Raw genomic sequence first — 24,792 nt, forward strand, 5'->3', positions numbered from 1 at the left:
TCTTTTCCGCCTGCCATGAGGGATCACCCAGGCCGATGGCAGACTCACGCCCCAAGTAGCGAATCGACGTCGACCGCCACCACGGCAAGTTCAGCTCCGCCTGTGCCAGGGTCGAATTCGTCGACATCGACTTCAACTCCCCGTACGCCGCCAACGTGTTCGACTACGAGGCCCTCAACGACCCCGTCATCAAGCAGGCGTTCGGCGCCGTCATCCGAAGCCGCGCAAGGCGCAGAGCGAGGAGGCGGATACCTTCTTCAACGATGACTTCCCGCCCCAGCAGCCCAAGCTGATCGCACGGCACAAGGCCGCGGTCTGAGGCGCATCCCGATAAGAAAACAGCCAGCATCTGCCGGCTGTTGTCATGGGTTCAGGCTCAGGCCCGCTTCTCCTCCAGCCAGGCCCCCTGGCTCTGCATCTCGAACAGCTGGGCGTAATGCCCCTGCTCGGCCATCAGGCCCTGGTGCGAGCCCCGTTCGATCACCTGGCCGCGGGAGAGCAGCAGGATCTCGTCCGCATCGACGATGGTGGAGAGGCGGTGGGCAATGGCGATGGTGGTGCGACCGCGACGCGCCGCCGAGAGCGCCTGGGAGAGTGCGAGCTCGGTCTGGGAGTCCACGCTCGCGGTCGCCTCGTCCAGGATGAGGATGCGGGGATCCCCCACCAGGGCGCGAGCAAACGAAAGCAACTGGCGCTGGCCGGCGGAGAGGTTCTTGCCCCCCTCCTCCATCAGGGTATCCAGGCCATCGGGCAGGGAGCGTACAAACCGGGCCAGCTGCACCTCGTCGAGCGCCTGCCAGAGCTGGGCATCCATGATGCCCTCGCGTCCCAGGCGCAGGTTTTCCGCCAAGGTCCCGACGAAGATGAAGGGATCCTGCTGCACCAGACCTATGCTGCGGCGCACCGCGCTCAAGGAGAGGGTCGAGAGGGGGCGCTCATCGAAGCGTATCTCGCCGCCATCGATGGGATAGAACCCCATCAGCAGACTGATGATGGTGGATTTGCCGCTGCCGGTATGGCCCACCAGGGCCAGCATCTGGCCGGGTGCCACGTCGAAGCTCACCCCTTGCAGCACCGGCTGCTCCCCGTCGTAGGAGAAGTTCACCCCCTGGAAGCTGACCCGGCCGGCCAGCTCGGCACTGGCGCCCCGGGTGCTCTCGCGCGCCTCGTCTTGCAGGGCGAACACCCGCTCCCCCGCCACCATGGCCTGCTGCAACTGGTTGAGCTGGTTGGTCATCTCGATGAGGGGCTCTATCATGCGCCCCAGGTAGCTGATGAAGGCGTAGAGCACCCCCACCTGGATGGCGCCGCCCGTGCTCAGCCCCTCGTGGGCGAACAGGGCGAGCAGGCCGATGAGCACCATCATGTAGAAGAGATCGATGAGGGGGCGCAGCAGTATGCCGTTGATCTTCAGGCTCTTGAGCCGGGCGCGCCAGTGCTGCTGGTTCACCTCGGCAAAGGCATTGGCGAAGCGCACCTCCTGCACCATGGCCTGGATCACCGGCATCCCCTGCAGGGATTCGTTGAGCCGGCTGTTGATGTCCGAGAGCAGGCTGCGGGTCTCCCGCACCACGGGCACGCTCAGCTTCTGGTAGAGCCACATCACGGCGCCCACCGCCGGGATCAGGGCGGCGCACACCAGCATCAGGCGCACATCCAGCAGCGCCATGGAGACGAGGATGCCGCACAAGAGCACCAGCTTTTGCACCAGGAGCCCTATCACCTGGACATAGAGGTTCATGATCGCCTCTGTGTCGTTGGTGATGCGAGAGATGAGGGAACCCGAGCGATGCTGGTCGAAATAGCGGGCGGGCAGCCGGATGGCGGTGGCGAACACCTGCTCGCGCAGGCGCTGCACCACCGCCTGGGCGATGCGGTTGAAGCGCAGGGATTGCAGGTAGAAACCGGCGGCAGAGAGCACCTGCAACCCCAAATAACCGGCGGCCAGGGCGGCGATCACCGGCCAGTCCAGGTGGCGCGGCGCCAGATAGTCATCGATGAAGAGCTTGATGAGCAGGGGACCCGCCACCTCGGCCCCTGTGGCCAGCAGCAGGCAGACACCGGCCTGCACCAGCCAGACCGGGTAGTCGGCACAATAGGCAAGCAGTCGTTTGATCGTCGGGTTCACAGACTCACCTCACTGCCTGTTTCACTGAGAGACAAGGCGCACAACAGGCCACCCCATAACCGCTTGATAGTCGGGTTCACAGAGTCACCTCACTGCCTGTTTCACTGAGAGACAAGGCGCACAGCAGGCCACCCCATAACCGTTTGATAGTCGGGTTCACAGGCTCTCCTCCACGTCTTGTTCCAGGCGCTGGTAACGGACCATGTCCGCATACCAGCCCTGGTGAGCCATCAGGGTCTGATGATTGCCCCGCTCGGCGATCCGCCCCTGGGCCAGCACCAGGATCTCGTCGGCCTGCTCTACCGCCGTCATGCGGTGGCTCACCAGGATCAGGGTCCGTCTGTGCCCCTTGAGCGCCAGCAGTATCTGTTGCTCGGTATGGGCATCCACGGCGGAGAGAGCATCGTCAAGCACCAGTATGGGAGCCCCCAGCAGCAGGGCCCGGGCGATGGCAATCCGCTGTTTCTGGCCGCCGGAGAGGGTCACCCCCTTCTCCCCCACCTCGGTCTCATACCCCTTGGGGAAACGAACGATGTCATCGTGCACGCAGGCGATGCGGGCCACCCGCTCTATCTCCTGCTGGCTCGCCTGCGGACTGCCCAGGGCGATGTTGGCGGCGATGGTGGTGGAAAACAGGAACGGCTCCTGGGGCACGTAGGCAAACTGACGCCTGAGATCCCCGAGGGCCAGGGTCTCGATGGCCTGCTCCCCCATCCAGATACCCCCTGCCCCCGGATTGGTCAGGCGCATCAGCAGCTTGAGCAGGCTGCTCTTGCCGGCGCCGGTGCGCCCCACTATGCCGAGCATGGCCCCCTTGGCCAGGGTGAAGTCGATCTCCGCCAGCAGGGTGCGCCCCTGCTGGCCATAGCCCAGCCCCTGCACCCGCAGCGGCAAGGGGGTGACGAGGGGGGCGGGAGCCTCGGGTTCGCGGATCTCGCCGTGTTCGCCGAGCAGGTGCTCGATGCGCGAATAGGCGGCGCTGCCCCGCTCTATGATGTTGAACAGCCAGGCGATGGCGAACATGGGCCAGATGAGCTGGCCCAGATACATGGTGAAGCTGGTGAGCTGCCCCAGGGTCAGCTCATCCTGGAGCACCAGGGCGCTGCCGCCGGCCACCGCCAGGAAGTAGGAGCAGCCGATGCACAGGTAAATCACGGGGTCGAACTTGGCATCGATGCGAGCCACCGCCATGTTGCGCTCCCCCGCCTCCCGGGTCAGGGCGGCAAAACCCTGATCTTCCAGGGACTCCACCGCATAGGACTTGAGCACCCGCACCCCGGAGAGGGCCTCCTGGGTCTTGTTGTTGAGGCGGGAGAAGGCCCCCTGGGCCCCCTTGAACGCCTTGTAGATCTGCTTGCCGAAACGGTTCATGAAGTAGGCCATCACCGGCAGGGGCAGCAGGGAGAGCAGAGTCAGCTGCCAGGAGTACTGGCTGCACATGATGGTGAGCACCAGGGCCCCTACCATGATGGAGTCCACCAGGGTCAGCACCCCTTCCCCCGCCGTCATCTCCACCGCCTGGATGTCGTTGGTGGCGTGGGCCATCAGATCCCCGGTGCGATGGCGCTGGTAAAAATCCGGACTCATGCGGGTGAAGTGGGTGAACAGGCGGTTGCGCAACACATAGGCGAGCCGGTAGGAGGCCCCAAACAGCATGACCCGCCAGACGTAGCGCAGCAGATAGATGGTGATGCCAAGGGCGAGCAGGCCGAGCAGATACGTGGTCAGGCTGGCCTGATCGAGCCGGCCGCTGCCGATGCCATCGACCACCCAGCCCACGATTTTCGGGGGGATGGCCGTCAGCACGGCCACCAGCGCCAGCAGGGAGATGGCGATGAGATAACGCCGCCACTGCTCCTTGAAAAACCAACCCAGACGAAGAAATACGCTCACGCAAGATCCTTGATGATGAAGGCGGTGCCACAGGCAAGGGCCCGCTCGACGGGCAGAGAAGGTGCCCGAACGGGCATGGTCACAGCGCCAGCATGATAGCGCGAAGTGGTGACCATGAGAATAATTGCCATTTGATGTCCCCCCCTGCAACCGTCTCCAGATGAAAACAGGGAGGGGCCTGTCGGCCCCTCCCTGGCATTGACGGCCACTATGGCCGGGGCGATCGCCCCTCGTCCGCCTCCGACCTCTCCCTGTCATCTGCCACCAGCAGGCAGTGCGACACCCGCTCCCGGGTCTGGTTGAAGATGTGCTGCAACCGGGTCAGATCCGCTTCGCTCAGTGCCTCTGCCTGATGCAGTCGCCACTCTAGCTCGGCCGCCATCATGTGGAGACGGCGGGCCGAGAGGTTGGCCGAGACGCCCTTGAGGGTGTGCAGCAGCCGTATCGCCGCCTGCGGCTCCTGGCGGCGCAGGGCGCTGCGGATCTCCCACAGGTCATCCTTGTGTTCGGACATGAACAGCTTGAACAGGATATGCAGCGCCTCCCTGTCCTGATCGAGCCGGTGCAGGGCATCGGCCAGATCCAGCAGATCCATGGCCTCGGGGGGCTTGACCGTCACCATCTGCTCGCCCGGTGCCTGCTTGAGCCACTGGAGCAGGTTGTTGTAGAGATCCAGCTTGCTGACCGGCTTGGTCACATAGCCGTTCATGCCGACCCCCAGGCAACGCTCCCTGTCCCCCGGCATGGCGCTGGCGGTGAGGGCGATGATGGGCACGTCGTGCTTGTCCACCATCTTGCGGATCTGGCGGGTGGCATCCAGCCCGTCCAGCACCGGCATCTGCAAGTCCATCAGGATGACGTCGAACGGCTGCTCGGCGACCCGCTCCACCGCCTCACGGCCATTGGTGACCACGGTCACCTGCACTTCGACCCGCTTGAGGTATTCGATGATGAGCTGCTGGTTGACCCTGTTGTCTTCCGCCAGCAGCACCCGGGTGCCCCGCAGCAGTTCGTGGAAATTCTGCTGATCCCCCTGGGCCTCTGCCTGGCGCAGGTGGGCATCGAAGGAGCTGCCATTGAGCAGCTCATCCACCTTGGCCAGCAGGGCGTTCTCCGTCATGGGCTTGGCGAGGAAGTGGTGCAGGCCCATGCTCTCCATGCGCGCCTGCAATCCCTCCTTCGCCCAGGCACTGGTCATCATAAGGGGGATGAGCCGCCACTGGCTGTGCTGGCTCATCTCCAGCGCCAGATCCAGGCCATCCTCCTGGCCCATGCGCCAGTCGAAGATGGCCAGCTTGAGGTTGATCCCCTCCTCCCGCAGCACCTCGCGGGCGCGCGAGACGCTGTTGACCCCTATCACCCTGGCGCCGGAGCGGCTCAGCATGTCGCCGATGAGCTCCAGCACCAGCTCGTTGTCGTCCATGACCAGGATGAGGGGCTGCTGCTCGAAGAAGACCCGCCGTCCCGAGACGCCATACACCGCCTTGTTCATGGGGATCTCGAACTGGAACAGGGAGCCTACCCCTGGCTTGCTCTGCACCGAGATCTTGCCCCCCATCAGCTCCACCAGACGCTGGGAGATGTTGAGCCCAAGCCCCGAGCCGCCATATTTGCGGGTGTTGCCCGCCTCCAGCTGGGTGAAGGGCTGGAACAGCTGCGCCTGCTTCTCCTCGGCGATGCCGATCCCCGTGTCCCGCACGCTGAACCGCACCCGCATGGGGTCGGCGCTGGCCAGGGTGATGGCCACCTCCACCTCGCCGCGCTCGGTGAACTTGATGGCATTGTTGACCAGATTGACCAGCACCTGACCGAGGCGCAGGGGATCCCCGCGCAGAAAGTCGGGCACGGCGGGAGACTTGTTGATGATCACCTCGACCTGCTTGCGCTCGGCCAGATCGGCAAACATGCCCGCCAGGGAGTCTATCTGCTCGGCCAGGTCAAAATCGATCTCCTCCAGGCTGAGCTTGCCGGACTCGACCTTGGTCAAGTCCAGGATGTCATTGATGAGCAGCAGCAGGGTGTCCGAGGAGGACTTGATCTTGCCGAGGTAGTCCCGTTGCTGCTGGCTGAGAGGGGTCTGCAACGCCAGGGTGCTGAAGCCGATGATGGCATTCATGGGGGTGCGGATCTCGTGGCTCATGTTGGCCAGAAAGTCGCTCTTGGCCTGGGCCAGCAGGCCGGTCTCCCGAGAGAGCTCGCTCAGTTTCAGGTTACGGCGCCACAGGGTCAGGGCCACCAGGGAGAAGCAGATCAGGGCGCCGGCCAGCACCAACAGGAAGAAGCGGCTCTTGAGCTCGGACGCCTGCTGGATCTTGCTCTGTTTCCAGGCCACCAGGGCGTCGAGCTCGTGCATGTCGATCACCTGATTGCGCAGCTCATGGTAGCTGGCGACCTGCTCGCTCACGTCCTGGCTGAGCGCAATGAGGCTGCGCAGCGCCGGCACCCGCGCCGCCGAGCCGTTCAACTGCTGCAACAGCCGCTCAACGGCCTGACCGTCCGCCTGATCCCAGTTGCGCTTGAGGTAGTGCAGCCGCTGGGCCAGGGTACGTACCTGCCCCATCAGCTCGGCATCCGCTTGGTGATCCGTCAACACGGTTTTCAGCTGCTGCTGGAAGGGTTTTTCTATGTATTCGAGCCCCATCTCCATGGAGGAGAGACGGGTCAGGTCGTGCAGATAGCGTTCGATGTCATGGAGCAGGGTCTGGGCATGGGGGTTGGCGGCGGAGTCCGGATCCTGGCGCACCTTGCGCACGAACCGGTCCAGATTGGCGGAGAGCTGCTCCAGACGCTGCTGTACCTGTTCGTCATTGGCCTGCTCGCGCCCGAGCAGATAGACGGTGTCGGTATTGACCCGATTGAGGATGAGTTCCGCCGCCACACTCAGGTCGAAGGCCCGTTGCTGCTGGCTGAGCAGGCGCCAGCAATAGCCACTGAACAGCAGCAGAGTGACCATGACCAGACACAAGATCAGGCGGTTGGACCCTGTGTTATTATTCATCCCGTTTTCACTCCCATCTATGACGTACTCCCGCAAGACCCAAGGTATCAAGGTGCGCCCATGTTAGCGCCAGCGAGCCCTGAAAGTGAAATGGATGTGATAAATCAACGCATAACCGATGAAAGAGCGCCCAATGACCCTTATCACCACCTATTGTAGCCAGTGCCTGACCCGCAATCGGCTGCCCAGTGAGAAATTGCAGGCCGACGCCAAATGCGGCCGTTGTGGCCAGGCCCTGTTCGCCATTACCCCCGTCGAGGGCGATGCGGCCCGGTTCGAGCGCCTGATCCAGTCCGATCTGCCGGTGGTGGTCGACTGCTGGGCCAGCTGGTGCGGCCCCTGCCAGCAGTTCGCCCCCATCTTTGCCGAGGTGGCCCGGGAACTCGAGCCTGGTGTGCGCTTCATCAAGCTCGATACCGAGCAGGCCCCCGAGATCGCCGCCCGTTACGGCATCCGCAGCATCCCGACCCTGCTGCTGTTTCGCCGTGGGGAGCTTGTCGCCCGCCAATCCGGGTCCCTGCCCAAGATGGTATTCAGGCAGTGGCTGGCCCAGCATGGTGCGCCGAGTTGATAACAGCTTGTTTCATCTATGTTTCATTTTGGTGAGGGAGGCAAACAGCTCTGTGAGCCTCCCCAAAATTTGCGGATCTGCCCCTGTTTGAAACGCCATAACAGTCGTAACCTCGGCAACACAACAACAACCATAAATTAACCGAGACTACCCTATGCAACCCAATGTCGTCCCCGAGATCACCCCCGGGCACTCCCCCTCGCCACGCTGGTTCGATATCAAATCCGGCATCGTCATCGCCAACATAGTGCTGCTGGCAGCCATGCTCGCCTGGCTCCCGTTCGATCCCATGGTCAACAAGGGGCTCGGCATCCTGGTCTTCATCGCCATTCTCTGGCTGACCGAGGCGCTCCATGTCACCGTCACGGCCCTGCTCATCCCCCTGCTCGCCACCCTGCTCGGGGTGTTTGACATGGCCAAGTCCCTCACCGATTTTGCCAACCCCATCCTCTTCCTCTTCTTCGGCGGGTTTGCCCTGGCCGCCGCCCTCTCCAAGCAGGGGCTGGATCGGCTGATGGCCGCCAAGGTGATGCAGCTGGCCCGAGGTCATCTGATCTGGGGCGCCATCTTGCTGTTCACCATCACGGCGGCCATGTCCATGTGGATCAGCAACACGGCCACCGCCGCCATGATGCTGCCCCTGGGCATCGGTCTGCTGGCCCAGCTCGACAGCCAGCGGGATCGCCGCACCTTCGTGTTCGTGCTGCTGGGTATCGCCTACAGCGCCAGCATCGGCGGCATAGGTACCCTGGTCGGCAGCCCGCCCAATGCCATCGCCGCCGCCCAGATGGGGATCAGCTTCACCGACTGGATGAAGTTTGGCATGCCAGTGGTACTGATCCTGATGCCCTGCGGCATCGCCCTGCTCTATCTGGTCACCCGTCCCGACTTGAGCCACAGGGTCGAGAGCCAGCATGTCACCATTCACTGGAGCCGGGATCGCAAGGCCACCCTGGCCATCTTCCTGGTCACCGTCGTGCTCTGGATAGGCTCCCAGCCCATCTCCAAGGCCCTCGGCGGCATTCCCCAGTTCGACAGCCTGATCGCCATCGGCGCCATCATCGCCATCGCCATCAGCCGGGTCGCCAGCTGGGATGACATCAACCAGAACACAGACTGGGGCGTGCTGATGCTGTTCGGGGGTGGCCTGACCTTGAGCGCCATTCTCAAGGCGACGGGCACCAGCGCCTTCCTGGCCGAGCACCTCTCCGCCGTACTGGCCAATGCCAACCTCTTCATCATGCTGCTGATCCTCGCCGCCTTCGTGGTGTTCCTGACCGAGCTGGTCTCCAACACCGCCACCGCCGCCCTGCTGATCCCGCTGTTTGCCGGGGTGGCCGAGGCACTGGGGGTCTCTCCCGTGGTGATGTCGGTGCTGATCGCCATCGGCGCCTCCTGCGCCTTCATGCTGCCGGTCGCCACCCCGCCCAACGCCATCGTCTTCGCCAGCGGCCATATCCAGCAGCGGGAGATGATGCGCGCCGGCCTGGCCCTGAACCTGGTGTTCACCCTGCTGCTGGCCATTCTGGCCTTTTTCGTCGGCGACATCCTCTGAGTCGTCGCCGATCCGGCCCACCCAGGCCCCCGCCTCGCGGGGGCTTTTTTCGCGCGCCGCCAGCCATCCCTGCCGGGATCCTGCACCGGCGGACAGCCGCCAGTCTCATCCTGCGCCTTCCAGGACAGGGGGCTCCTCAGGCCCGGTTCCCGGTCGCAGCACACCGCCCAGGCCGCTCCGGCCCCCTGCTTCCGGCCAGCCCCCTCCACTGTCGGCTCCCACGCCGCCTGTGGCCTGGATGGCATCCCTTTCTTCTCTCTGACCTGGTTCCCACGGCAGGGCCTGGTTCAGCTCGCCCCGCCCAGGACGATCCCGACTCGCGCCCTCGCCAGGCGAGAGGCACAAAAAAGCCCCCGGGATGCGGGGGCCTGCGACATAGGGCGGTATCAAGCCACCTTGCAACGCTCGAGCTTCCAGATCCGCTCGACATAATCCTGGATGGAACGGTCCGAGTTGAACTTGCCCATGGTGGCCGAGTTGATGATGGCCTTCCTGGCCCACAGGGCCGGGTCGCGATACCAGGTGTCCACCAGCTTGTGCGCCTCGGAGTAGGACTCGAAGTCCGCCAGGGTCAGGTAGGGATCCCCCCCTTCCAGCAGGGAGCGCTTGATGGAGGAGAGTTCCCCCGGCTTGCCCGGCGTGAAGTAGTCGGTATCAAACCAGTCCAGCACCGCCTTGAGCTCCGAGTTGCCGTAGTAGAAGTCATAGGGGTTGTAGCCGCGCGCCTTGAGGGCTTTCACCTCGTCCACGGTCAGCCCGAAGATGGCGCAGTTGTCGGCCCCCGCCTCTTCGGCGATCTCGATGTTGGCCCCATCCAGGGTGCCTATGGTAATGGCGCCGTTCAGAGCCAGTTTCATGTTGCCGGTACCCGAGGCCTCGTAGCCTGCGGTGGAGATCTGCTCGGAGACATCCGCCGCCGGGATCAGTTTCTCCGCCAGGCTCACCCGATAGTTCGGCATGAACACCACTTTCAGCTTGCCCTGGATGCGGGCGTCGTTGTTGACCCGCTCCGCCAGCTTGTTGATGGCGTAGATGATGTCCTTGGCCAGCTTGTAACCGGGCGCCGCCTTGGAGCCGAAGATGAACACCCGCGGGTGCATGTCATAGTCCGGGTTCGCCAGCAGACGACGGTAGAGTGCCATGATGTGGATGAGGTTGAGCTGCTGGCGCTTGTACTCGTGCAGACGCTTGATCTGGATATCGAAGATGGCATTGGCATCCACGTCGATCCCGGTCTCGGCCTTGATCACCTTGACCAGCTTCTCCTTGTTGTGGCGCTTGATGGTCATGAACTGCTGCTGGAATGCCTTGTCATCGGCAAACTGGGTGACGGCACGCAGCTTGTCCAGTTGCAGCGGCCACTCCTTGCCCACCACCTCGTTGTAGAGGGCGGCCAGCTCGGGGTTGCAGGCCAGCAGCCAGCGGCGGGGGGTGACCCCGTTGGTGACGTTGCACATCTTCTCGGGCCAGAGGGCGGCAAATTCCGGGAAGAGATCCTCTTTCACCAGCTTGGAGTGGATCTCGGCCACGCCGTTGACCCTGGAGGAGCCGATGACGCACAGGTTGCCCATGCGCACCTTGCGCACATCCCCTTCTTCGATGATGGAGAGCTTGGCCTTGATGGCGTTGTCTCCCGGCCACTTGGGTTCCACCAGATCGCCGAGGAAGCGGGCGTTGATCTCGTAGATGATCTCCAGATGGCGGGGCAGCACCTTCTCGAACAGGCTGACATTCCACTTCTCCAGCGCTTCCGGCAGCAGGGTGTGGTTGGTGTAGGAGAAGACCTGATAGCAGATGGCCCAGGCGGCATCCCAGTGCAAGTCTTCCTCGTCCACCAGCACCCGCATCAGCTCGGGGATGGCCACGGTCGGGTGGGTATCGTTGAGCTGGATGGCAATCTGGGCGGCAAACTTGCCAAAATCGCTGCCGTGGACCCGCTTGTAGCGGCGCATGATGTCCTTGATGGAGCAGGCGCAGAAGAAGTACTGCTGGATCAGGCGCAGCTCTTTGCCTGCATCCGTCTCGTCATTGGGGTAGAGCACCTTGGAGATGGTCTCGGCCTGGGCCTTCTCGGCCTGGGAGTCGACATAGCCCCCGGCGTTGAACACGTCCCAGTCGAAGAATTCGGAGGCGCGGGACTCCCACAGCCGCAGTATGTTGACGGTGTGACCGCCAAAGCCCACCACGGGGATATCCCAGGGCACCCCTTTGATCTTGCGACCGGCATGCCACACCTTCTTGAGGGCGCCGCTCTCGCAGAAACGGGTCTCCACATAGCCATACAGGGGGATCTCCTGCACGGACTCGGGACGGCAGATCTCCCAGGGATTGCCATATTCACGCCAGGAGTCCGGACGCTCTATCTGGCGGCCATCCTGGATCTCCTGGCGAAACAGACCGTGCTCATAGTGCAGGCCATACCCCACCGCCGGGTAGTTCAGGGTCGCCAGGGAGTCGATGAAGCAGGCCGCCAGGCGACCCAGACCACCGTTGCCGAGGGCCATGTCCGGCTCCTGCTCGCACAGGTCGGTCAGCTCGATGCCAAGCTCGGCCAACGCCTCTTCGCACAGGGTATAGAGGGAGAGGTTGTGCAGGTTGTTGGAGGTCAGCCGCCCCATCAGAAACTCGGCAGAGAAATAGTGGATAGCCCGGGTATCCTCGCTGAAGTGGGTCTGCTGGGTACGGGTCAGGCGCTCGTATACCTGTTCGTTGACGGCGGCGGCCGTGGCCTTCCACCAGGCCTGGGGCGAGGCCTTCTGCTCGCTGGTACCCAGGGTGGAGCGCAGATGACGCACTATGCTCGCCTTGAGTTGGTCCTTGTTCAGTTGCAGATCCAGCTCTGTCTTCTTCTTGCTAGCCATAACGCTGTTTCCTTCGTTACTTAAATATTTTGATTACCCGCCAGGGGCCGATTTTTTTAGTTATCTGAGATTGGTATTCCGGCGGGGGAATATTAACTAATGCTGCAAACGTAAAAGTTAACTCACGTCACAGTTTAAGGTATGAAAGTGACAGTTTAACAATGAAAACCCTTTCCTGTCATCAGAGAGCAAAACCCATAAAAATCAGTCACTTTAAGTCTACAATCGTTATTTCCCCTCCTTGTTACACGGGAATGTGGTTTCACATTGAACCTGCTGAAGGCCTGGCTTGAAAATATCTGAAAATAAACCAAAAAATTGAAATCGTTTTCAAATACCAGTCATTCACAACGCAACAAAACAGCCGCCCATCGAGCGGCTGCTTTTCATCATCCAGCGTTAAAACAGACTCATAGCTGCCTGGATTTAAACTGATTGCTCACCCCATCGTACTGATAACCGATCTGTTCAAGGCGGGTCGCCAGCTGATCCTCGCTCATGTCGTAGTAGGCGAGCAGTTCATCGAGATTGTCACACTCCAGCCTCAGCTTCTCGTTGACGATTCCCAGCAAGATGTTGGCGTCCAATCGCTGCAAAGTCGTGGCATCCATGACATGGCTCCTCCTGTTAAACCCTGTATAACCATGGCCTCCCTGCCGGGTTTTGTCCATTTATCGGGCGACAAGCGTTCGAAGCCATGATGAAGAAACCAGCTAGGTATCAATGAGATGGCGTTTATCTTGGTTAGCTGCGTCACATTTTTGAGCAAAAACGACTTGTCGAATGCACTGGATAGAACTACTGTATGCCTATACAGCATGGTCATTCATACAGGAAACAGCAGATGAACCAGCCAATGAGCCGCCCCCTTGCCTCCCTGACCGCCGGGTTGACCCAACCCTGGCCGACTCGTCATCTGACACGCCGTCCAGGCGCATCCGCCATGACAATAGGCGATGGGGCCCAGCTGCTCGGCGCCCTGGGAGAGATAAGCCAAGCCAAGCGAGGCTGGATCCTGCTGATTGCGCCCCCCGGCCTGCCGGTCGCCGCCCAGCTGCGGGCCCATGGCATAGATCCGGCCCACGTGCTGGTGGTCCATGGCCACAAGATCAAGAACTGGCAGCGCACCCTGGAGCTGGCACTCGACCGCAGCCACTGCGCCGCCGTCGTCACCTGGTTGCCCGAGTCCATCAGCCTGGATACCGAACGCCTGTTGCGGCTGACCCAGGGCAAGGAGATGCTGACCCACTACTTCCAGCGCGAGACGAGCCAGGGGCCAGCCGTGAACTATGGCAACCAGGACGTCTACCTCAATCATTGAATCCGAGCCGCCGCTCACCCACGAGGGCGTGAGGATGTCGAGACATTGGAAAGGATTGAGCAGCTGGAGAGCTTGAAAGGCTTGCGTACCCTGAAAAGCCTGAGCGGTTTCAGCGGTTTGCCAGCTTGATCCCCCTGCCCCGCTCGCGCAAGGCACTGATCTGGCAAGAGCTCGGCAAGACGGCTGTTCAGCTCAAATGACTCAAATGAAGAGATACGCCAAAACAGAGCGGCGGCCCGAGGGCCGCCGCTTGTGATAACAGGGGGCAAGCGCCCCCGCCTGCTGGCTCAGGAGGAGAGCTTGCCATCGAGCTCGGCAATCTTGGCGGACCAGATGGCCGGGCCCGTCTCGTGGATATTGTTGCCCTGGGAGTCGACCGCCACTGTCACTGGCATGTCTTCCACCTCGAACTCGTAGATGGCTTCCATCCCCAGATCGGCAAAGGCCACCACCCGCGACTTCTTGATCGCCTTGGCCACCAGATAGGCGGCGCCCCCCACGGCCATCAGATAGACGGCCTGGTGCTGGCGGATGCTCTCGACGGTTTTCGGGCCGCGCTCTGACTTGCCTATCATGCCGATGAGGCCGGTGTCCCCCAGCATCATGTCGGTGAACTTGTCCATCCGGGTGGAGGTGGTGGGACCGGCCGGGCCGACCACCTCATCGCGCACCGCATCGACCGGGCCGACGTAATAGATGAAGCGGTTGGTGAAATCGACCCCTTCCGGCAGGCCCTCGCCATTTTTCAGCATGTCGGCGATGCGCTTGTGGGCGGCGTCGCGACCGGTGAGGATCTTGCCCGAAAGCAGCACGGTATCGCCACTCTTCCAGCTGGCGAGCTCGGCCTTGGTGATGCCGTCGACATTGACCCGGCGCACATTGCCACCGGACTCGCGGGTGATCTCCGGCCAGTCTTCCAGCCTCGGCGGAGTCAGCTCCGCCGGGCCTGAGCCATCGAGCTCGAAGTGGACGTGGCGGGTGGCCGCGCAGTTGGGGATCATCACCACGGGCTTGGAGGCGGCATGGGTCGGCGCCGATTTGACCTTCACGTCCAGCACAGTGGTGAGGCCGCCCAGACCCTGGGCACCTATCCCCAGCTTGTTGACCTGGTCATAGAGCGCGACTCGCAGCTTCTCTTCTGTGGTCTCGGGTCCGCGGGCGATCAGCTCCTGAATGTCGATGTGCTCCATCAGGGCTTCCTTGGCCAGCACGGCCGCCTTCTCTGCGGTGCCGCCGATGCCGATGCCCAGCATGCCGGGCGGGCACCAGCCAGCGCCCATGGTGGGCACCGTCTTCAAGACCCACTCGACTATGTCATCGGAGGGGTTGAGCATCGCCATCTTGGATTTATTCTCGGATCCGCCCCCCTTGGCCGCGATGCTCACCTCCACCTTGTTGCCGGGGACCATGTCGATGTGCACCACGGCCGGGGTATTGTCCCTGGTGTTCTTGCGGCTGCCGGCCGGATCGGCGAGCACGCTGGCTCGCAGCGGGTTGTCCGGGTTGGTGTAGGCACGACGCACCCCTTCGTCCACCATCTGCTGCACTGTGAGATCCGAGTCCCACTGCACCTGCATGCCGATCTTGACGAAGCAGGTGACGATGCCGGTATCCTGGCACAGAGGGCGATGGCCTTCGGCAGACATGCGGGAGTTGATCAGGATCTGGGCCAGGGCATCCTTGGCGGCCGGGTTGATCTCGCGGTCATAGGCGGCCTTGGCGGCCTGGACGAAATCGAGGGGGTGGTAGTAGGAGATGTACTGCAGGGCGCCTTCGACGGAATCGATAAAATCCTGTTTTCTTATGATGCTCATATCATCCTCACTGGTCCTTGTCTTTGCGAACGTCGGCAAAGCAAGGGCTTCCATGTTGGCCACGCCAGAGAGGGAAAGAGAGGGGCATGCAAGTCCCTTCCAACGTCAGGGCGCGGCGTGTTTTTTCTAACATTCGCGGCCACTATGATACCCTTGCCACCCCATACCGGCTAGGGACCAGCGCGCAAACTGTTGCCTGTGTAACAAAAAATGAAACCATCTCTGCACATTCATCCTCTCCCGGACACCGGCAGCGCGGCGACCCTGTTTGCCCGGCTGCAACACCTGCCCTGGGCCATGCTGCTCGAATCCATGGGACCCCTTGGCCAGGACAATCGCTTCGACATCATCACGGCCGATCCCCTGGCGACCCTCGCCACCGAAGGGGAGCTGACCCGGCTCTGCCAGGCAGGCGAGGAACAGCACCTGAGCGGGGATCCCCTCACCCTGCTGGCCGAGACCCAGCGCCGCCTGCTCGGCGAAACGCAGGCCTGCGACCACGACCTGCCCTTCATCGGCGGGGCGCTCGGGCTGTTTGGCTACGATCTGGGGCGCCGCTTCGAGCGTCTGCCGGTACAGGCCCAGGCGGATGTGGCCATCCCCGACATGGCGGTCGGCCTCTATGACTGGGCCCTCATCCATGACAAGGAGCAAGGGGGTTGGCAGCTGGTGCACTGGGGCCATGCCCCCGGGCTGGCTCGCCGCCTCGCCTGGTGGCAGGCCCAGGGGGAAGTGGCGCCCAGGGCGTTTCGCCTGCTCGGCCCCTGGCAGAGCAACATGAGCCGCGAACAGTATGCCGACAAGTTTGCCCGTATCCAGGCCTATCTGGCGGCGGGAGACTGCTACCAGATCAACCTGACCCAGCGCTTCCAGGCCCCCTACCAGGGGGACGAGTGGGCCGCCTATCTGCGGCTGCGCGCCGCCAATGGTGCCCCTTTCTCCGCCTTCCTGCGCCTGCCTGGCAGCGCCGTGCTGAGCCTCTCCCCCGAGCGCTTCCTGTTGCTGGACGGGCGCCATATCGAGACCAAGCCCATCAAGGGCACCCGCCCCCGCGCCGCCGATCCCCGCCAGGACGAGGCCAGAGCCCGCGAGTTGGCGAGCGCCGACAAGGACAGATCGGAGAATCTGATGATCGTGGATCTGCTGCGCAACGACATAGGCCGGGTGAGCCGGCCTGGCACGGTCAGCGTCCCCCAGTTGTTTGCGGTCGAATCCTTTCCCGCCGTCCATCACCTGGTCTCCACCATCCATGGCGAGCTGGATGCCCCCTGGCAGGGGGTGGATCTGCTGCGGGCCTGCTTCCCGGGGGGCTCCATCACAGGGGCACCCAAGATCCGGGCGATGGCGATCATCGAGGAGCTCGAACCCCACAGACGCAACGGCTATTGCGGCAGCATTGGTTACCTGAGCCAGCATGGGCGCATGGACACCAGCATCTGCATCCGGACCCTGCTGGCGGCCAGGGGGCAGCTCTACTGCTGGGCCGGTGGCGGCATCATCGCCGACTCCCGGGTAGAAGAAGAGTATCAGGAGACCTTCGACAAGCTGGCGCGGATCCTGCCACTGCTGGAGAACGAGCACCCATGACCCATGGCGACCTGTTGACCCGCTTCCTGCTGCAACTGCCAAGCCCCGCCCTGGTGCGCCCGAGCCGCCCCGGCCTTCATCCTGCCGCCGTGCTGATGCCCCTGGTGGCGCGCGCCGACGGCCTGCACCTGCTGCTGACCGAGCGCAGCCGCCACCTGCGCCACCACGCCGGGGAGATAAGCTTCCCCGGGGGGCGCCAGGATCCGGAGGATGAGAGCCTCTACCGGACGGCGCTGCGGGAAACCGAGGAGGAGATAGGGGTGCCCGCCAGCCAGATCCGCCTGCTCGGCCATCTGCCCAGGCTGCCGACCGTATCGCAATTCGAGGTGCTGCCCGTGCTCGGCCTGCTGGATCCGCACTACCGGCTCGGGCTCAACGAGAATGAGGTCAGCGCCGCCTTCGAGGTGCCCCTTCATCACCTGCTGGATCCTGCCCGCTACATCAGCATGACCCTGCAGCGTCAGGGGCGCCGCGATACCCTGTACTGGATCCCCTGGCAACACAGATACATCTGGGGCGCGACCGCCAGCATGATCCGGCAACTGGCCGCCCAGATCGCCATTTAACAGTGGCGTTACATTTTTGCGGGTGAAAATCGGGATTTAACATTCAAATAACACTGGAAATGATAAACAAAAATTGAAATTTTATTCTTTTGATCACGTTTCCATAAAAAAGTGCGGGTTTTGACGGTAAAAAAGTGAATTTGATCAACAAATTCACCCGCAAAGACAGTATCCTTGCGCCGGATTTATAAAAACCACACATCTGGGGTCAGACACATGTCAAATACCGTCACTCACGCACAGGACGCTGCGGTCACCAAGGAGCAAGGAACAAGCTCCGTTCAATCCCGTGGTTGGGGCAAACAGGATACTACCTGGGTCATCAGCCTGTTTGGTACCGCCGTCGGCGCAGGGATCCTGTTCCTGCCCATCAATGCCGGCATGGGTGGCTTCTGGCCGCTGGTCTGCATGGCGCTGCTGGTCGGCCCCATGACCTATCTGGCCCACCGCGGCCTGGCCCGCTTCGTGCTGTCTTCCAAGCAGCCGAACGCGGACATCACCGAGGTGGTGGAAGAGCACTTCGGCGTCGGCGCCGGCAAGCTCATCACCCTGCTCTACTTCTTTGCCATCTACCCCATCGTCCTCATCTACGGTGTCGGCATCACCAACACGGTCGAGAGCTTCATCGTCAACCAGTTGCAGATGACCGCCCCCCCGCGCTGGATCCTCTCCATCGTGCTGATCATGGGCATGATGTCCGTGATGCTGGCCGGTGAGAAGCTGATGCTCAAGGTGACCCAGTTCCTGGTCTACCCCCTGATCGCCGTCCTGGCGGGCATCTCCCTCTACCTGATCCCGGACTGGACCGGTGCCGCCCTGGCCCAGGTTCCCTCCGGCAAGGACTTTGCCACTACCCTGTGGCTGACCATCCCTGTGTTGGTGTTCTCCTTCAACCACAGCCCGGCCATCTCCAGCTTCGCCCTGGCCCAGCGCCGTGACCATGGCGACCAGGCCGTGGCCAAGTCCGATGCCATCCTGAAGCGCACCGCCATGCTACTGCTGGGCTTCGTGATGTTCTTCGTCTTCTCCTGCGTCATGAGCCTGACCCCGGCCCAGCTGGCGGAAGCCAAGGCCCAGAACATCGCCGTACTCTCCTATCTGGCCAACCAGCACGAGAGCCCGCTCATCTCCTACTTCGGCCCCCTGGTCGCCTTCGTGGCCATCGTATCCTCCTTCTTCGGTCACTATCTGGGTGCCCGTGAAGGTCTCAAGGGCCTGATCGTCCAGCAGATTCGCAGCGCCAACAAGGAGCCGAACCACAAGCTGATCGAGATGATCATCATCGGCTTCTTCATCCTTACCCTCTGGGTCGTCGCCGTGGTCAACCCCTCCATTCTGGGCATGATCGAATCCCTGGGTGGCCCCATCATCGCCACCATACTCTTCATCATGCCGATGTACGCCATCAAGCGCGTGCCCGCCATGGCCAAGTATCAGGGCCAGATCAGCAACGTCTTCGTGACCACCATGGGCCTGGTTGCCATCTCCGCCATCCTGTATCAGCTGTTCGGCTAAGCCGGACCGGATACCAACCCGCAAAGGGCTGCTTCGGCAGCCCTTTTTCATGGCGCCATCACATCCCTCACCTCCCCCCCTTCCCAACGACTACAAAAAATTTACAATGTTTAGACAAAACCCATAAGCGGAGTGATGTCATGATCAGCGTCTTCGACCTGTTTTCCATCGGAATAGGCCCCTCATCCTCCCACACGGTCGGCCCCATGCGGGCGGCTCACGCCTTCGTGACCCAGCTCAAGGCGCAGGATCTGCTGGCACGCACCCACAGGGTCGAGACCGAGTGCTACGGCTCCCTCGGCCAGACCGGCAAGGGGCACGGCACCGGCAAGGCGATCATCCTGGGGCTGGCGGGATTCGAGCCCGATACCGTCGATATCGAAGGGATCCCCGCCTTCCTCGCCGACGTGGAGCGCAGCCAGACCCTCACCCTGGCCGGCGAGCAATCGAGCGCCTTCCCCCGCAGTGGCGCCATCATCTTCAACCGCCGCAAGACCCTGCCCGCCCACTCCAACGGCATGACCCTGCGCGCCTATGAGGGGAGCGAGCTGCTGCTGGCCCAGACCTACTACTCCATCGGCGGCGGCTTCATCATAGAGGAGAGCCACTTCGCCAGCGCCCGGGAAGAGGCGGCAGCCTTCGAGGCGGCGCACCCCATCCCCTACCCGTTCGAGAGCGGCGCCCAGCTGCTGGCCCACTGCCAGGAGAGCGGTCTCTCGGTGTCCGGCTTGATGCTGGCCAACGAGAAGGTGTTTCGCAGCGAGCAGGAGATAGTGGCGGGGCTGCGCAAGATCTGGCACGCCATGCAGGGCTGTGTGACCCGGGGCTGCCAGAGCGAAGGGGTGCTGCCCGGCGGGCTCAAGGTGCGCAGACGGGCCCCCGCCCTGTTCCGTCAGCTCAGCTGCGAGACCAACTTCAACAAGGATCCCCTGATGGTGATGGAGTGGGTCGACCTGTTCGCCCTGGCCGTCAACGAGGAGAATGCCGCCGGGGGCCGGGTGGTCACGGCACCGACCAACGGCGCCGCCGGCATCATCCCCGCCGTGCTGCACTACTATGATCGCTTCGTGCGCACCGTGGATGACGAGCTGCTGGTGCGCTACTTCCTCACCGCCGCCGCCATCGGTATCCTCTACAAGAAGAATGCCTCCCTCTCCGGGGCCGAGGTGGGCTGCCAGGGCGAGGTGGGCGTGGCCTGCTCCATGGCGGCGGGGGCCCTGGCCGAGCTGCTCGGCGCCAGCCCCGCCATCGTCGAGAATGCCGCCGAGATCGGCATGGAGCACAACCTGGGGCTCACCTGCGATCCGGTCGGCGGCCTGGTGCAAGTGCCTTGCATCGAGCGCAACGCCATGGGGGCGGTCAAGGCGATCAACGCCGCCCGCCTCGCCCTGCGGGGTACCGGCGAGCACAAGGTCTCCCTGGACAAGGTGATCAAGACCATGTGGGAGACCGGCAACGACATGAAGACCAAGTACAAGGAGACGGCCCGAGGGGGTCTGGCGGTGAACATCACCGAGTGTTGACTCCCCAGAGCCAGCCCTTGCCAGGGAGACGCAAGGGGAGCGGCCCAGGGCTGGCGTGATGCGCACAGGCCATACGAATCCTATTTCTCCTCCAATACCCGGCCTCGCCGGGTATTTTTTCGCGAAACGTTTGCCAAACGATTAACAAAATGGATAAGCATCAAAATAAATTTTATACTCGCGGCCTTTGGTTCAACAAAAATAGACCTGTTTCAACTTTTTTTAAGGCAGACCGCGTTACACTGTCGTTACCAGGTCCAGGACCTTAGGGCGATGTCACGACGCAAGCGCCATGGATCACCCCCTTTTGCAAGCCGGCAAGGCGCCGGCTTCTACCCAGAGGTAACTACTAGATGATCAGCGTTTTTGATATTTTCAAAATCGGTGTTGGCCCCTCCTCCTCCCACACTGTGGGCCCGATGAAAGCGGCCAAGCAGTTCGTGGACGAGCTGCGAGCGAGCGGCAAGATCCGTGACATCACCCGGATCCAGGTCGATGTCTATGGCTCCCTCTCCTGGACCGGCAAGGGTCACCATACCGACACCGCCATCATCATGGGCCTGGCGGGCAACCTGCCGGAAAATGTCGATATCGACGGCATCCCCGAGTTCATCTCCCGGGTCGAGCAGACCGGTCGCCTGCCCATCGGCCTGCACTGCCACACCGTCAGCTTCCCGCGCGATGCCATGGTGTTCCATGACGAGGCCCTGCCCCTGCATGAAAACGGCATGACTCTGACCGCCTTCATCGAAGATGCCAAGGCCTACAGCAAGACCTACTACTCCATCGGCGGTGGCTTCATCGTCGACGAGGAGAACTTCGGCAAGGCCGACAGCGGCGACATGGCGGTCAACTACCCGTTCAAGAGCGCCGCCGAGCTCATCGCCCATTGCAGCCAGACCGGTCTCTCCATCTCCTCCCTGATGATGGAGAACGAGAAGTGCTTCAACACCCCGGAAGAGATCTACAAGAAGCTCGGCAAGATCTGGACCACCATGCGGGAAGGGATAGAGCGCGGCTGCCGCACCGAGGGTGTGCTCTCCGGGCCGCTGCGTGTACCCCGTCGCGCCGCCCCCCTCTATCGCCAGCTCACCACCAACGAGAGCCTGTCGAGCGACCCCATGAACATCATCGACTGGGTCAACATGTTCGCCCTGGCGGTGAGTGAAGAGAACGCCGCCGGTGGCCGCGTGGTCACGGCACCGACCAACGGCGCCGCCGGCATCATCCCCGCCGTGCTGGCCTACTACGACAAGTTCATCCAGCCGGTGGGCCGCGAAGAGTACACCCGCTTCTACCTGGCCGCCGCCGCCGTCGGCATGCTCTACAAGATGAACGCCTCCATCTCGGGGGCCGAAGTGGGCTGCCAGGGCGAGGTGGGCGTCTCCTGCTCCATGGCCGCTGCCGGCCTGACCGAACTGATGGGCGGCAGCCCGGAGCACGTCTGCGAAGCCGCCGAAATCGGCATGGAGCACAACCTGGGTCTGACCTGTGATCCGGTCGGTGGCCAGGTGCAGGTGCCCTGCATCGAGCGCAACGCCATCGCCTCCATGAAGGCGATCAACGCCTCGCGCATGGCCCTGCGCCGCACCTCCAAGCCGCGCGTGTCGCTGGACAAGGTGATCGAGACCATGTACATCACCGGCAAGGACATGGACTCCAAGTACCGCGAGACCTCCCGCGGCGGCCTGGCCATCAAGGTGATGCAGGTCGCCTGCGAATAAGCGGCAACGCCGTGTGGCAATGAAAAAGGCGGGATTTCCCGCCTTTTTGCTGCCCGCCTTTCGCTCGCCTCCCCGCCAGGCTGCGCCCCCTCCCTCCTCGCCTGCCCGGCGCCCCATGACGGGCATGCCCCTTGCCGCGCGCTTTCGCTACGCCCCAGGAGCCGGGTACTCAATCGCGCTCCCGCCATGCCTCTGGCATCCGGCGTCTCAATAAAGAACAGGGATGACACCTGTATATTTATACAAGTCTATCGCCGTTTGAAAATATATTTTCAAGGCTCATTCGAAGGCGAAAGACATTATCGTTCGCGGCAGATGGGGTATTTATCCAGGCCATGGCTGTCAGCCGGATAATTAGGGCAGGAAGGTGAGGCAATATGGGGGAAACAACCGAAGCCCGGGATGAAGGCGCCCCGGGGAGGGGCGACAGGGGGCGTCCGATAATATCAGGGGGCCTTGCGCCGGGTTTGCGCCAGCTTGTGCTGCTCGAGCAGGTTCTCCACCGGCGGCGGCACCTGCAGATAGAAGCCCTGCTGGCGCAGCGCCTCCATCACCCGGCTCACGCTCGCCATGCCCAGGGGCTTGTCCGGGGTGAGCCTGGTCATCAGCACCAGTTGCGGGGTGCCGAAGGTCTGCATCAGGGGAGATGGAACCCGGGAAAAATCATCTCTTTTTTCGACAAAGAGATAGGTGTCCGCTTTTTTGCGACTTTTATAGACTGCACACAACATGGAAATTGATATAATCCGCTGAGTTTATTGCCTCGGAAGTGGGCAAACTATAACATCAGGCAATCAATAACAATAACGGATTACCGTCTCTGTCTCGGGGAAAGTCATGGTTGAGCGCGATAACGAATTGAAAGGGACCACCTTCACTATTTCTGTGTTGCATATCAACGATGCCGCGCCGGACAAGATACGCCAGTTATTGGCCGCCAAGGTGGCGCTGGCGCCCCGTTTTTTCAATTGTGCCCCCCTGGTGCTCAATGTGGAAAAGCTCGCGCAGCAACCGGATTTTGACGAGCTCAAGGCCCTGGTCGAAGCGGAAGACTTCGTGCTGGTCGGCATCACTGGGACCAAGGATGAGGCCATGAAGACAGCCGCCAAGGCGGCGGGTCTGGCAGTGATGGCCTCGGGACGCAGCCGCAAGGCCGATGCCGAGCCAGCCGCCGAGATAACCCTGCCCGAGACCGCCACCGAGCTACCGCTGCCCACCCCTCTGCTCGCCAGCAAGGTCCATGTCGGCCCGGTGCGTTCCGGCCAGCAGATCTACGCGGCCGGCACCTCCCTGGTGGTGCTCGGCTCGGTGAGCCCGGGTGCCGAAGTCCTGGCCGATGACAGCATTCATATCTACGGGGCCCTGCGGGGCCGGGCAATAGCCGGGGCGCGCGGTAATGGCGATGCCCGCATCTATTGCCAGCAATTGCAGGCCGAGCTCCTCTCCATCGCGGGCACCTTTCAGCTCAGCGATGCACTGCCAGCCGGCCTGATACAGCAACCGGTCCATGTCCGGTTGGATAATGAACAACTCCGAATAGACCGCATCAAATAGAGTTACAAGGAAGCGAGAATGGCGCGAATCATAGTCGTTACGTCCGGCAAAGGTGGCGTTGGCAAGACCACAACCAGCGCGGCATTGAGTACGGGACTGGCCCAGCGGGGCCACAAGACGGTGGTCATCGATTTCGATATTGGCCTGAGAAATCTTGACCTCATCATGGGGTGCGAGCGGCGCGTGGTGTATGACTTCGTCAACGTCATCAATGGCGAGGCGAACCTCAACCAGGCCCTGATCAAGGACAAGCGCAGCGAGCACCTCTTCATCCTGCCCGCCTCCCAGACCCGGGACAAGGACGCCCTCACCAAGGAGGGGGTCGAGAAGATACTGGATCAACTGGCAGAGATGGGCTTTGAGTACATCGTCTGCGACTCCCCCGCCGGTATCGAGTCCGGCGCCCTGATGGCGCTCTATTTCGCCGACGAGGCCATCGTCACCACCAACCCGGAAGTCTCTTCCGTGCGCGACTCGGACCGGATCCTCGGCATCCTGGCCTCCAAGTCCCGCCGGGCCGAGCGCGGCGAGGATCCCATCAAGGAGCACCTGCTGCTCACCCGCTACTGTCCGACCCGGGTCAGCCGTGGCGACATGCTGAGCGTGCAGGACGTGCAGGAGATCCTGGCCATCCCGCTGCTCGGTGTCATTCCCGAGTCCCAGGCGGTGCTGCGCGCCTCCAACTCGGGCGAACCCGTCATCCTGGATAAAGAATCCGATGCGGGCAAGGCCTATGAAGACGCCGTTTCCCGTCTGATGGGAGACGCCACCGAGTTCCGTTTCCTGCAAGAAGAGAAGAAGGGCTTCTTCAGCCGTCTGTTCGGGAGTTAAGCATGTCTATTTTTGATTATTTTCGTTCCACCAAGAAGCAGACGACGGCCCAGACCGCCAAGGAGCGGCTGCAGATCATCGTCGCCCATGAGCGCTCGTCCAGAGGGGGGCCGGATTACCTGCCCCAGCTCAAGCAGGATATCCTGGACGTCATTCGCAAGTACGTGCAGATAGATCCCGAGAAGGTGACGGTGCAACTGGATCAGAAGAGTGATGAGCTGTCGGTGCTCGAACTCAACATCACCTTCGCCGATGACAAGAAGGGATGAGCCAGGCGCCCTATGCGTGACCCTTTCCCCCAATGAGACCGGATCCTGCCCCAGGATCCGGTTCTTTTTTGCCGCTGTTTTG

At 62.4% G+C, this 24,792-nt stretch carries 19 protein-coding genes; 12 read left to right on the plus strand and 7 right to left on the minus strand.

Annotated features, from left to right (window positions below; translation table 11 throughout):
* Positions 1-62 precede the first annotated feature (62 nt).
* Positions 63-293, plus strand: coding sequence for a hypothetical protein (locus tag ACEUCR_RS02200; RefSeq protein ID WP_408789018.1), 231 nt, complete (start codon positions 63-65; stop codon positions 291-293).
* An 83-nt stretch (positions 294-376) separates the two neighbouring features.
* Here ACEUCR_RS02200 and ACEUCR_RS02205 read toward each other — a convergent pair whose 3' ends face one another.
* From ACEUCR_RS02205 to ACEUCR_RS02215, 3 genes are all read right to left on the minus strand, one after another.
* A complete protein-coding gene (locus tag ACEUCR_RS02205) occupies positions 377-2,128 on the minus strand; it encodes an ABC transporter transmembrane domain-containing protein (RefSeq protein WP_408759463.1) in 1,752 nt (583 codons plus the stop codon).
* A 156-nt stretch (positions 2,129-2,284) separates the two neighbouring features.
* Positions 2,285-4,021: an ABC transporter transmembrane domain-containing protein gene (locus ACEUCR_RS02210; protein WP_408787797.1), complete on the minus strand. Its 1,737-nt coding sequence runs from the start codon at positions 4,019-4,021 to the stop codon at positions 2,285-2,287.
* Positions 4,022-4,229: 208 nt separating this feature from the next.
* Positions 4,230-7,019: a hybrid sensor histidine kinase/response regulator gene (locus ACEUCR_RS02215; protein ID WP_408787800.1), complete on the minus strand. Its 2,790-nt coding sequence runs from the start codon at positions 7,017-7,019 to the stop codon at positions 4,230-4,232.
* A gap of 133 nt (positions 7,020-7,152) precedes the next feature.
* On the opposite strand from ACEUCR_RS02215, the gene trxC reads away from it, so the two are divergent.
* Both trxC and ACEUCR_RS02225 read left to right on the plus strand, forming a co-directional pair.
* On the plus strand, positions 7,153-7,590 hold the full coding sequence (gene trxC, locus ACEUCR_RS02220) for a thioredoxin TrxC (RefSeq protein ID WP_041998636.1): 438 nt from the start codon (positions 7,153-7,155) through the stop codon (positions 7,588-7,590).
* Between the two features lie 154 nt (positions 7,591-7,744).
* Positions 7,745-9,145, plus strand: a complete 1,401-nt coding sequence (locus ACEUCR_RS02225) for an SLC13 family permease (protein WP_408787803.1) — start codon at positions 7,745-7,747, stop codon at positions 9,143-9,145.
* Between the two features lie 386 nt (positions 9,146-9,531).
* Here ACEUCR_RS02225 and ACEUCR_RS02230 read toward each other — a convergent pair whose 3' ends face one another.
* Both ACEUCR_RS02230 and ACEUCR_RS02235 read right to left on the minus strand, forming a co-directional pair.
* The gene (locus ACEUCR_RS02230) at positions 9,532-12,006 is read right to left on the minus strand and encodes a glycogen/starch/alpha-glucan phosphorylase (RefSeq protein WP_041998642.1); all 2,475 of its coding nucleotides are present in this window, start codon (positions 12,004-12,006) and stop codon (positions 9,532-9,534) included.
* Between the two features lie 410 nt (positions 12,007-12,416).
* Positions 12,417-12,617, minus strand: coding sequence for a DUF4250 domain-containing protein (locus ACEUCR_RS02235; protein WP_041998645.1), 201 nt, complete (start codon positions 12,615-12,617; stop codon positions 12,417-12,419).
* 233 nt (positions 12,618-12,850) lie between these two features.
* Between ACEUCR_RS02235 and ACEUCR_RS02240 the strand changes: the two genes are divergently transcribed.
* Positions 12,851-13,327 (plus strand): cell division inhibitor, encoded by a 477-nt coding sequence (locus tag ACEUCR_RS02240; protein WP_408787807.1) that lies wholly within the window; start codon positions 12,851-12,853, stop codon positions 13,325-13,327.
* A gap of 287 nt (positions 13,328-13,614) precedes the next feature.
* On the opposite strand, the gene ACEUCR_RS02245 is transcribed toward ACEUCR_RS02240, so the two are convergent.
* Complete coding sequence (locus ACEUCR_RS02245) at positions 13,615-15,141, minus strand: fumarate hydratase (protein WP_408787810.1); 1,527 nt, start codon at positions 15,139-15,141, stop codon at positions 13,615-13,617.
* Between the two features lie 210 nt (positions 15,142-15,351).
* Between ACEUCR_RS02245 and pabB the strand changes: the two genes are divergently transcribed.
* The 5 genes from pabB (at position 15,352) to ACEUCR_RS02270 (ending at position 22,056) form a co-directional block, all read left to right on the plus strand.
* Positions 15,352-16,728, plus strand: coding sequence for an aminodeoxychorismate synthase component I (pabB, locus tag ACEUCR_RS02250; protein WP_408787813.1), 1,377 nt, complete (start codon positions 15,352-15,354; stop codon positions 16,726-16,728).
* Positions 16,725-17,294 (plus strand): CoA pyrophosphatase, encoded by a 570-nt coding sequence (locus ACEUCR_RS02255; RefSeq protein WP_041998653.1) that lies wholly within the window; start codon positions 16,725-16,727, stop codon positions 17,292-17,294. Before pabB ends, ACEUCR_RS02255 begins: the two co-directional genes overlap by 4 nt.
* Positions 17,295-17,510: 216 nt before the next feature.
* A complete protein-coding gene (locus ACEUCR_RS02260) occupies positions 17,511-18,809 on the plus strand; it encodes a serine/threonine transporter (RefSeq protein ID WP_041998655.1) in 1,299 nt (432 codons plus the stop codon).
* Between the two features lie 140 nt (positions 18,810-18,949).
* Entirely contained in the window at positions 18,950-20,332 is a 1,383-nt protein-coding gene (locus tag ACEUCR_RS02265) for an L-serine ammonia-lyase (protein ID WP_111874593.1), read from the plus strand.
* Positions 20,333-20,685: 353 nt separating this feature from the next.
* On the plus strand, positions 20,686-22,056 hold the full coding sequence (locus tag ACEUCR_RS02270; RefSeq protein WP_041998660.1) for an L-serine ammonia-lyase: 1,371 nt from the start codon (positions 20,686-20,688) through the stop codon (positions 22,054-22,056).
* 446 nt (positions 22,057-22,502) lie between these two features.
* Here ACEUCR_RS02270 and ACEUCR_RS02275 read toward each other — a convergent pair whose 3' ends face one another.
* The gene (locus ACEUCR_RS02275) at positions 22,503-22,787 is read right to left on the minus strand and encodes a YcgL domain-containing protein (RefSeq protein WP_111874594.1); all 285 of its coding nucleotides are present in this window, start codon (positions 22,785-22,787) and stop codon (positions 22,503-22,505) included.
* Between the two features lie 106 nt (positions 22,788-22,893).
* Between ACEUCR_RS02275 and minC the strand changes: the two genes are divergently transcribed.
* Genes minC through minE form a run of 3 tightly spaced genes read left to right on the plus strand, consistent with a single transcriptional unit; the run spans position 22,894 to position 24,710 of the window.
* Positions 22,894-23,610, plus strand: a complete 717-nt coding sequence (gene minC / locus ACEUCR_RS02280; RefSeq protein ID WP_408787817.1) for a septum site-determining protein MinC — start codon at positions 22,894-22,896, stop codon at positions 23,608-23,610.
* Positions 23,611-23,628: 18 nt separating this feature from the next.
* Positions 23,629-24,441 (plus strand): septum site-determining protein MinD, encoded by an 813-nt coding sequence (gene minD, locus ACEUCR_RS02285; RefSeq protein ID WP_041998669.1) that lies wholly within the window; start codon positions 23,629-23,631, stop codon positions 24,439-24,441.
* Between the two features lie 2 nt (positions 24,442-24,443).
* Positions 24,444-24,710: a cell division topological specificity factor MinE gene (gene minE, locus ACEUCR_RS02290; protein WP_041998671.1), complete on the plus strand. Its 267-nt coding sequence runs from the start codon at positions 24,444-24,446 to the stop codon at positions 24,708-24,710.
* Positions 24,711-24,792: the final 82 nt, after the last annotated feature.

Source organism: Aeromonas bivalvium, assembly GCF_046078285.1.
In the GTDB taxonomy this organism is placed as follows: Bacteria; Pseudomonadota; Gammaproteobacteria; order Enterobacterales; family Aeromonadaceae; genus Aeromonas; species Aeromonas bivalvium.

What these genes read in the sequence shown, in the direction of transcription:
- ACEUCR_RS02215 (WP_408787800.1), bottom strand. Translation starts at nt 7,019, where the DNA reads ATGAATAATAACACAGGGTCCAACCGCCTGATCTTGTGTCTGGTCATG.
- trxC (WP_041998636.1), top strand. Translation starts at nt 7,153, where the DNA reads ATGACCCTTATCACCACCTATTGTAGCCAGTGCCTGACCCGCAATCGG.
- ACEUCR_RS02225 (WP_408787803.1), top strand. Translation starts at nt 7,745, where the DNA reads ATGCAACCCAATGTCGTCCCCGAGATCACCCCCGGGCACTCCCCCTCG.
- ACEUCR_RS02230 (WP_041998642.1), bottom strand. Translation starts at nt 12,006, where the DNA reads ATGGCTAGCAAGAAGAAGACAGAGCTGGATCTGCAACTGAACAAGGAC.
- ACEUCR_RS02235 (WP_041998645.1), bottom strand. Translation starts at nt 12,617, where the DNA reads ATGGATGCCACGACTTTGCAGCGATTGGACGCCAACATCTTGCTGGGA.
- ACEUCR_RS02240 (WP_408787807.1), top strand. Translation starts at nt 12,851, where the DNA reads ATGAACCAGCCAATGAGCCGCCCCCTTGCCTCCCTGACCGCCGGGTTG.
- ACEUCR_RS02245 (WP_408787810.1), bottom strand. Translation starts at nt 15,141, where the DNA reads ATGAGCATCATAAGAAAACAGGATTTTATCGATTCCGTCGAAGGCGCC.
- pabB (WP_408787813.1), top strand. Translation starts at nt 15,352, where the DNA reads ATGAAACCATCTCTGCACATTCATCCTCTCCCGGACACCGGCAGCGCG.
- ACEUCR_RS02255 (WP_041998653.1), top strand. Translation starts at nt 16,725, where the DNA reads ATGACCCATGGCGACCTGTTGACCCGCTTCCTGCTGCAACTGCCAAGC.
- ACEUCR_RS02260 (WP_041998655.1), top strand. Translation starts at nt 17,511, where the DNA reads ATGTCAAATACCGTCACTCACGCACAGGACGCTGCGGTCACCAAGGAG.
- ACEUCR_RS02265 (WP_111874593.1), top strand. Translation starts at nt 18,950, where the DNA reads ATGATCAGCGTCTTCGACCTGTTTTCCATCGGAATAGGCCCCTCATCC.
- ACEUCR_RS02270 (WP_041998660.1), top strand. Translation starts at nt 20,686, where the DNA reads ATGATCAGCGTTTTTGATATTTTCAAAATCGGTGTTGGCCCCTCCTCC.
- ACEUCR_RS02275 (WP_111874594.1), bottom strand. Translation starts at nt 22,787, where the DNA reads ATGTTGTGTGCAGTCTATAAAAGTCGCAAAAAAGCGGACACCTATCTC.
- minC (WP_408787817.1), top strand. Translation starts at nt 22,894, where the DNA reads ATGGTTGAGCGCGATAACGAATTGAAAGGGACCACCTTCACTATTTCT.
- minD (WP_041998669.1), top strand. Translation starts at nt 23,629, where the DNA reads ATGGCGCGAATCATAGTCGTTACGTCCGGCAAAGGTGGCGTTGGCAAG.
- minE (WP_041998671.1), top strand. Translation starts at nt 24,444, where the DNA reads ATGTCTATTTTTGATTATTTTCGTTCCACCAAGAAGCAGACGACGGCC.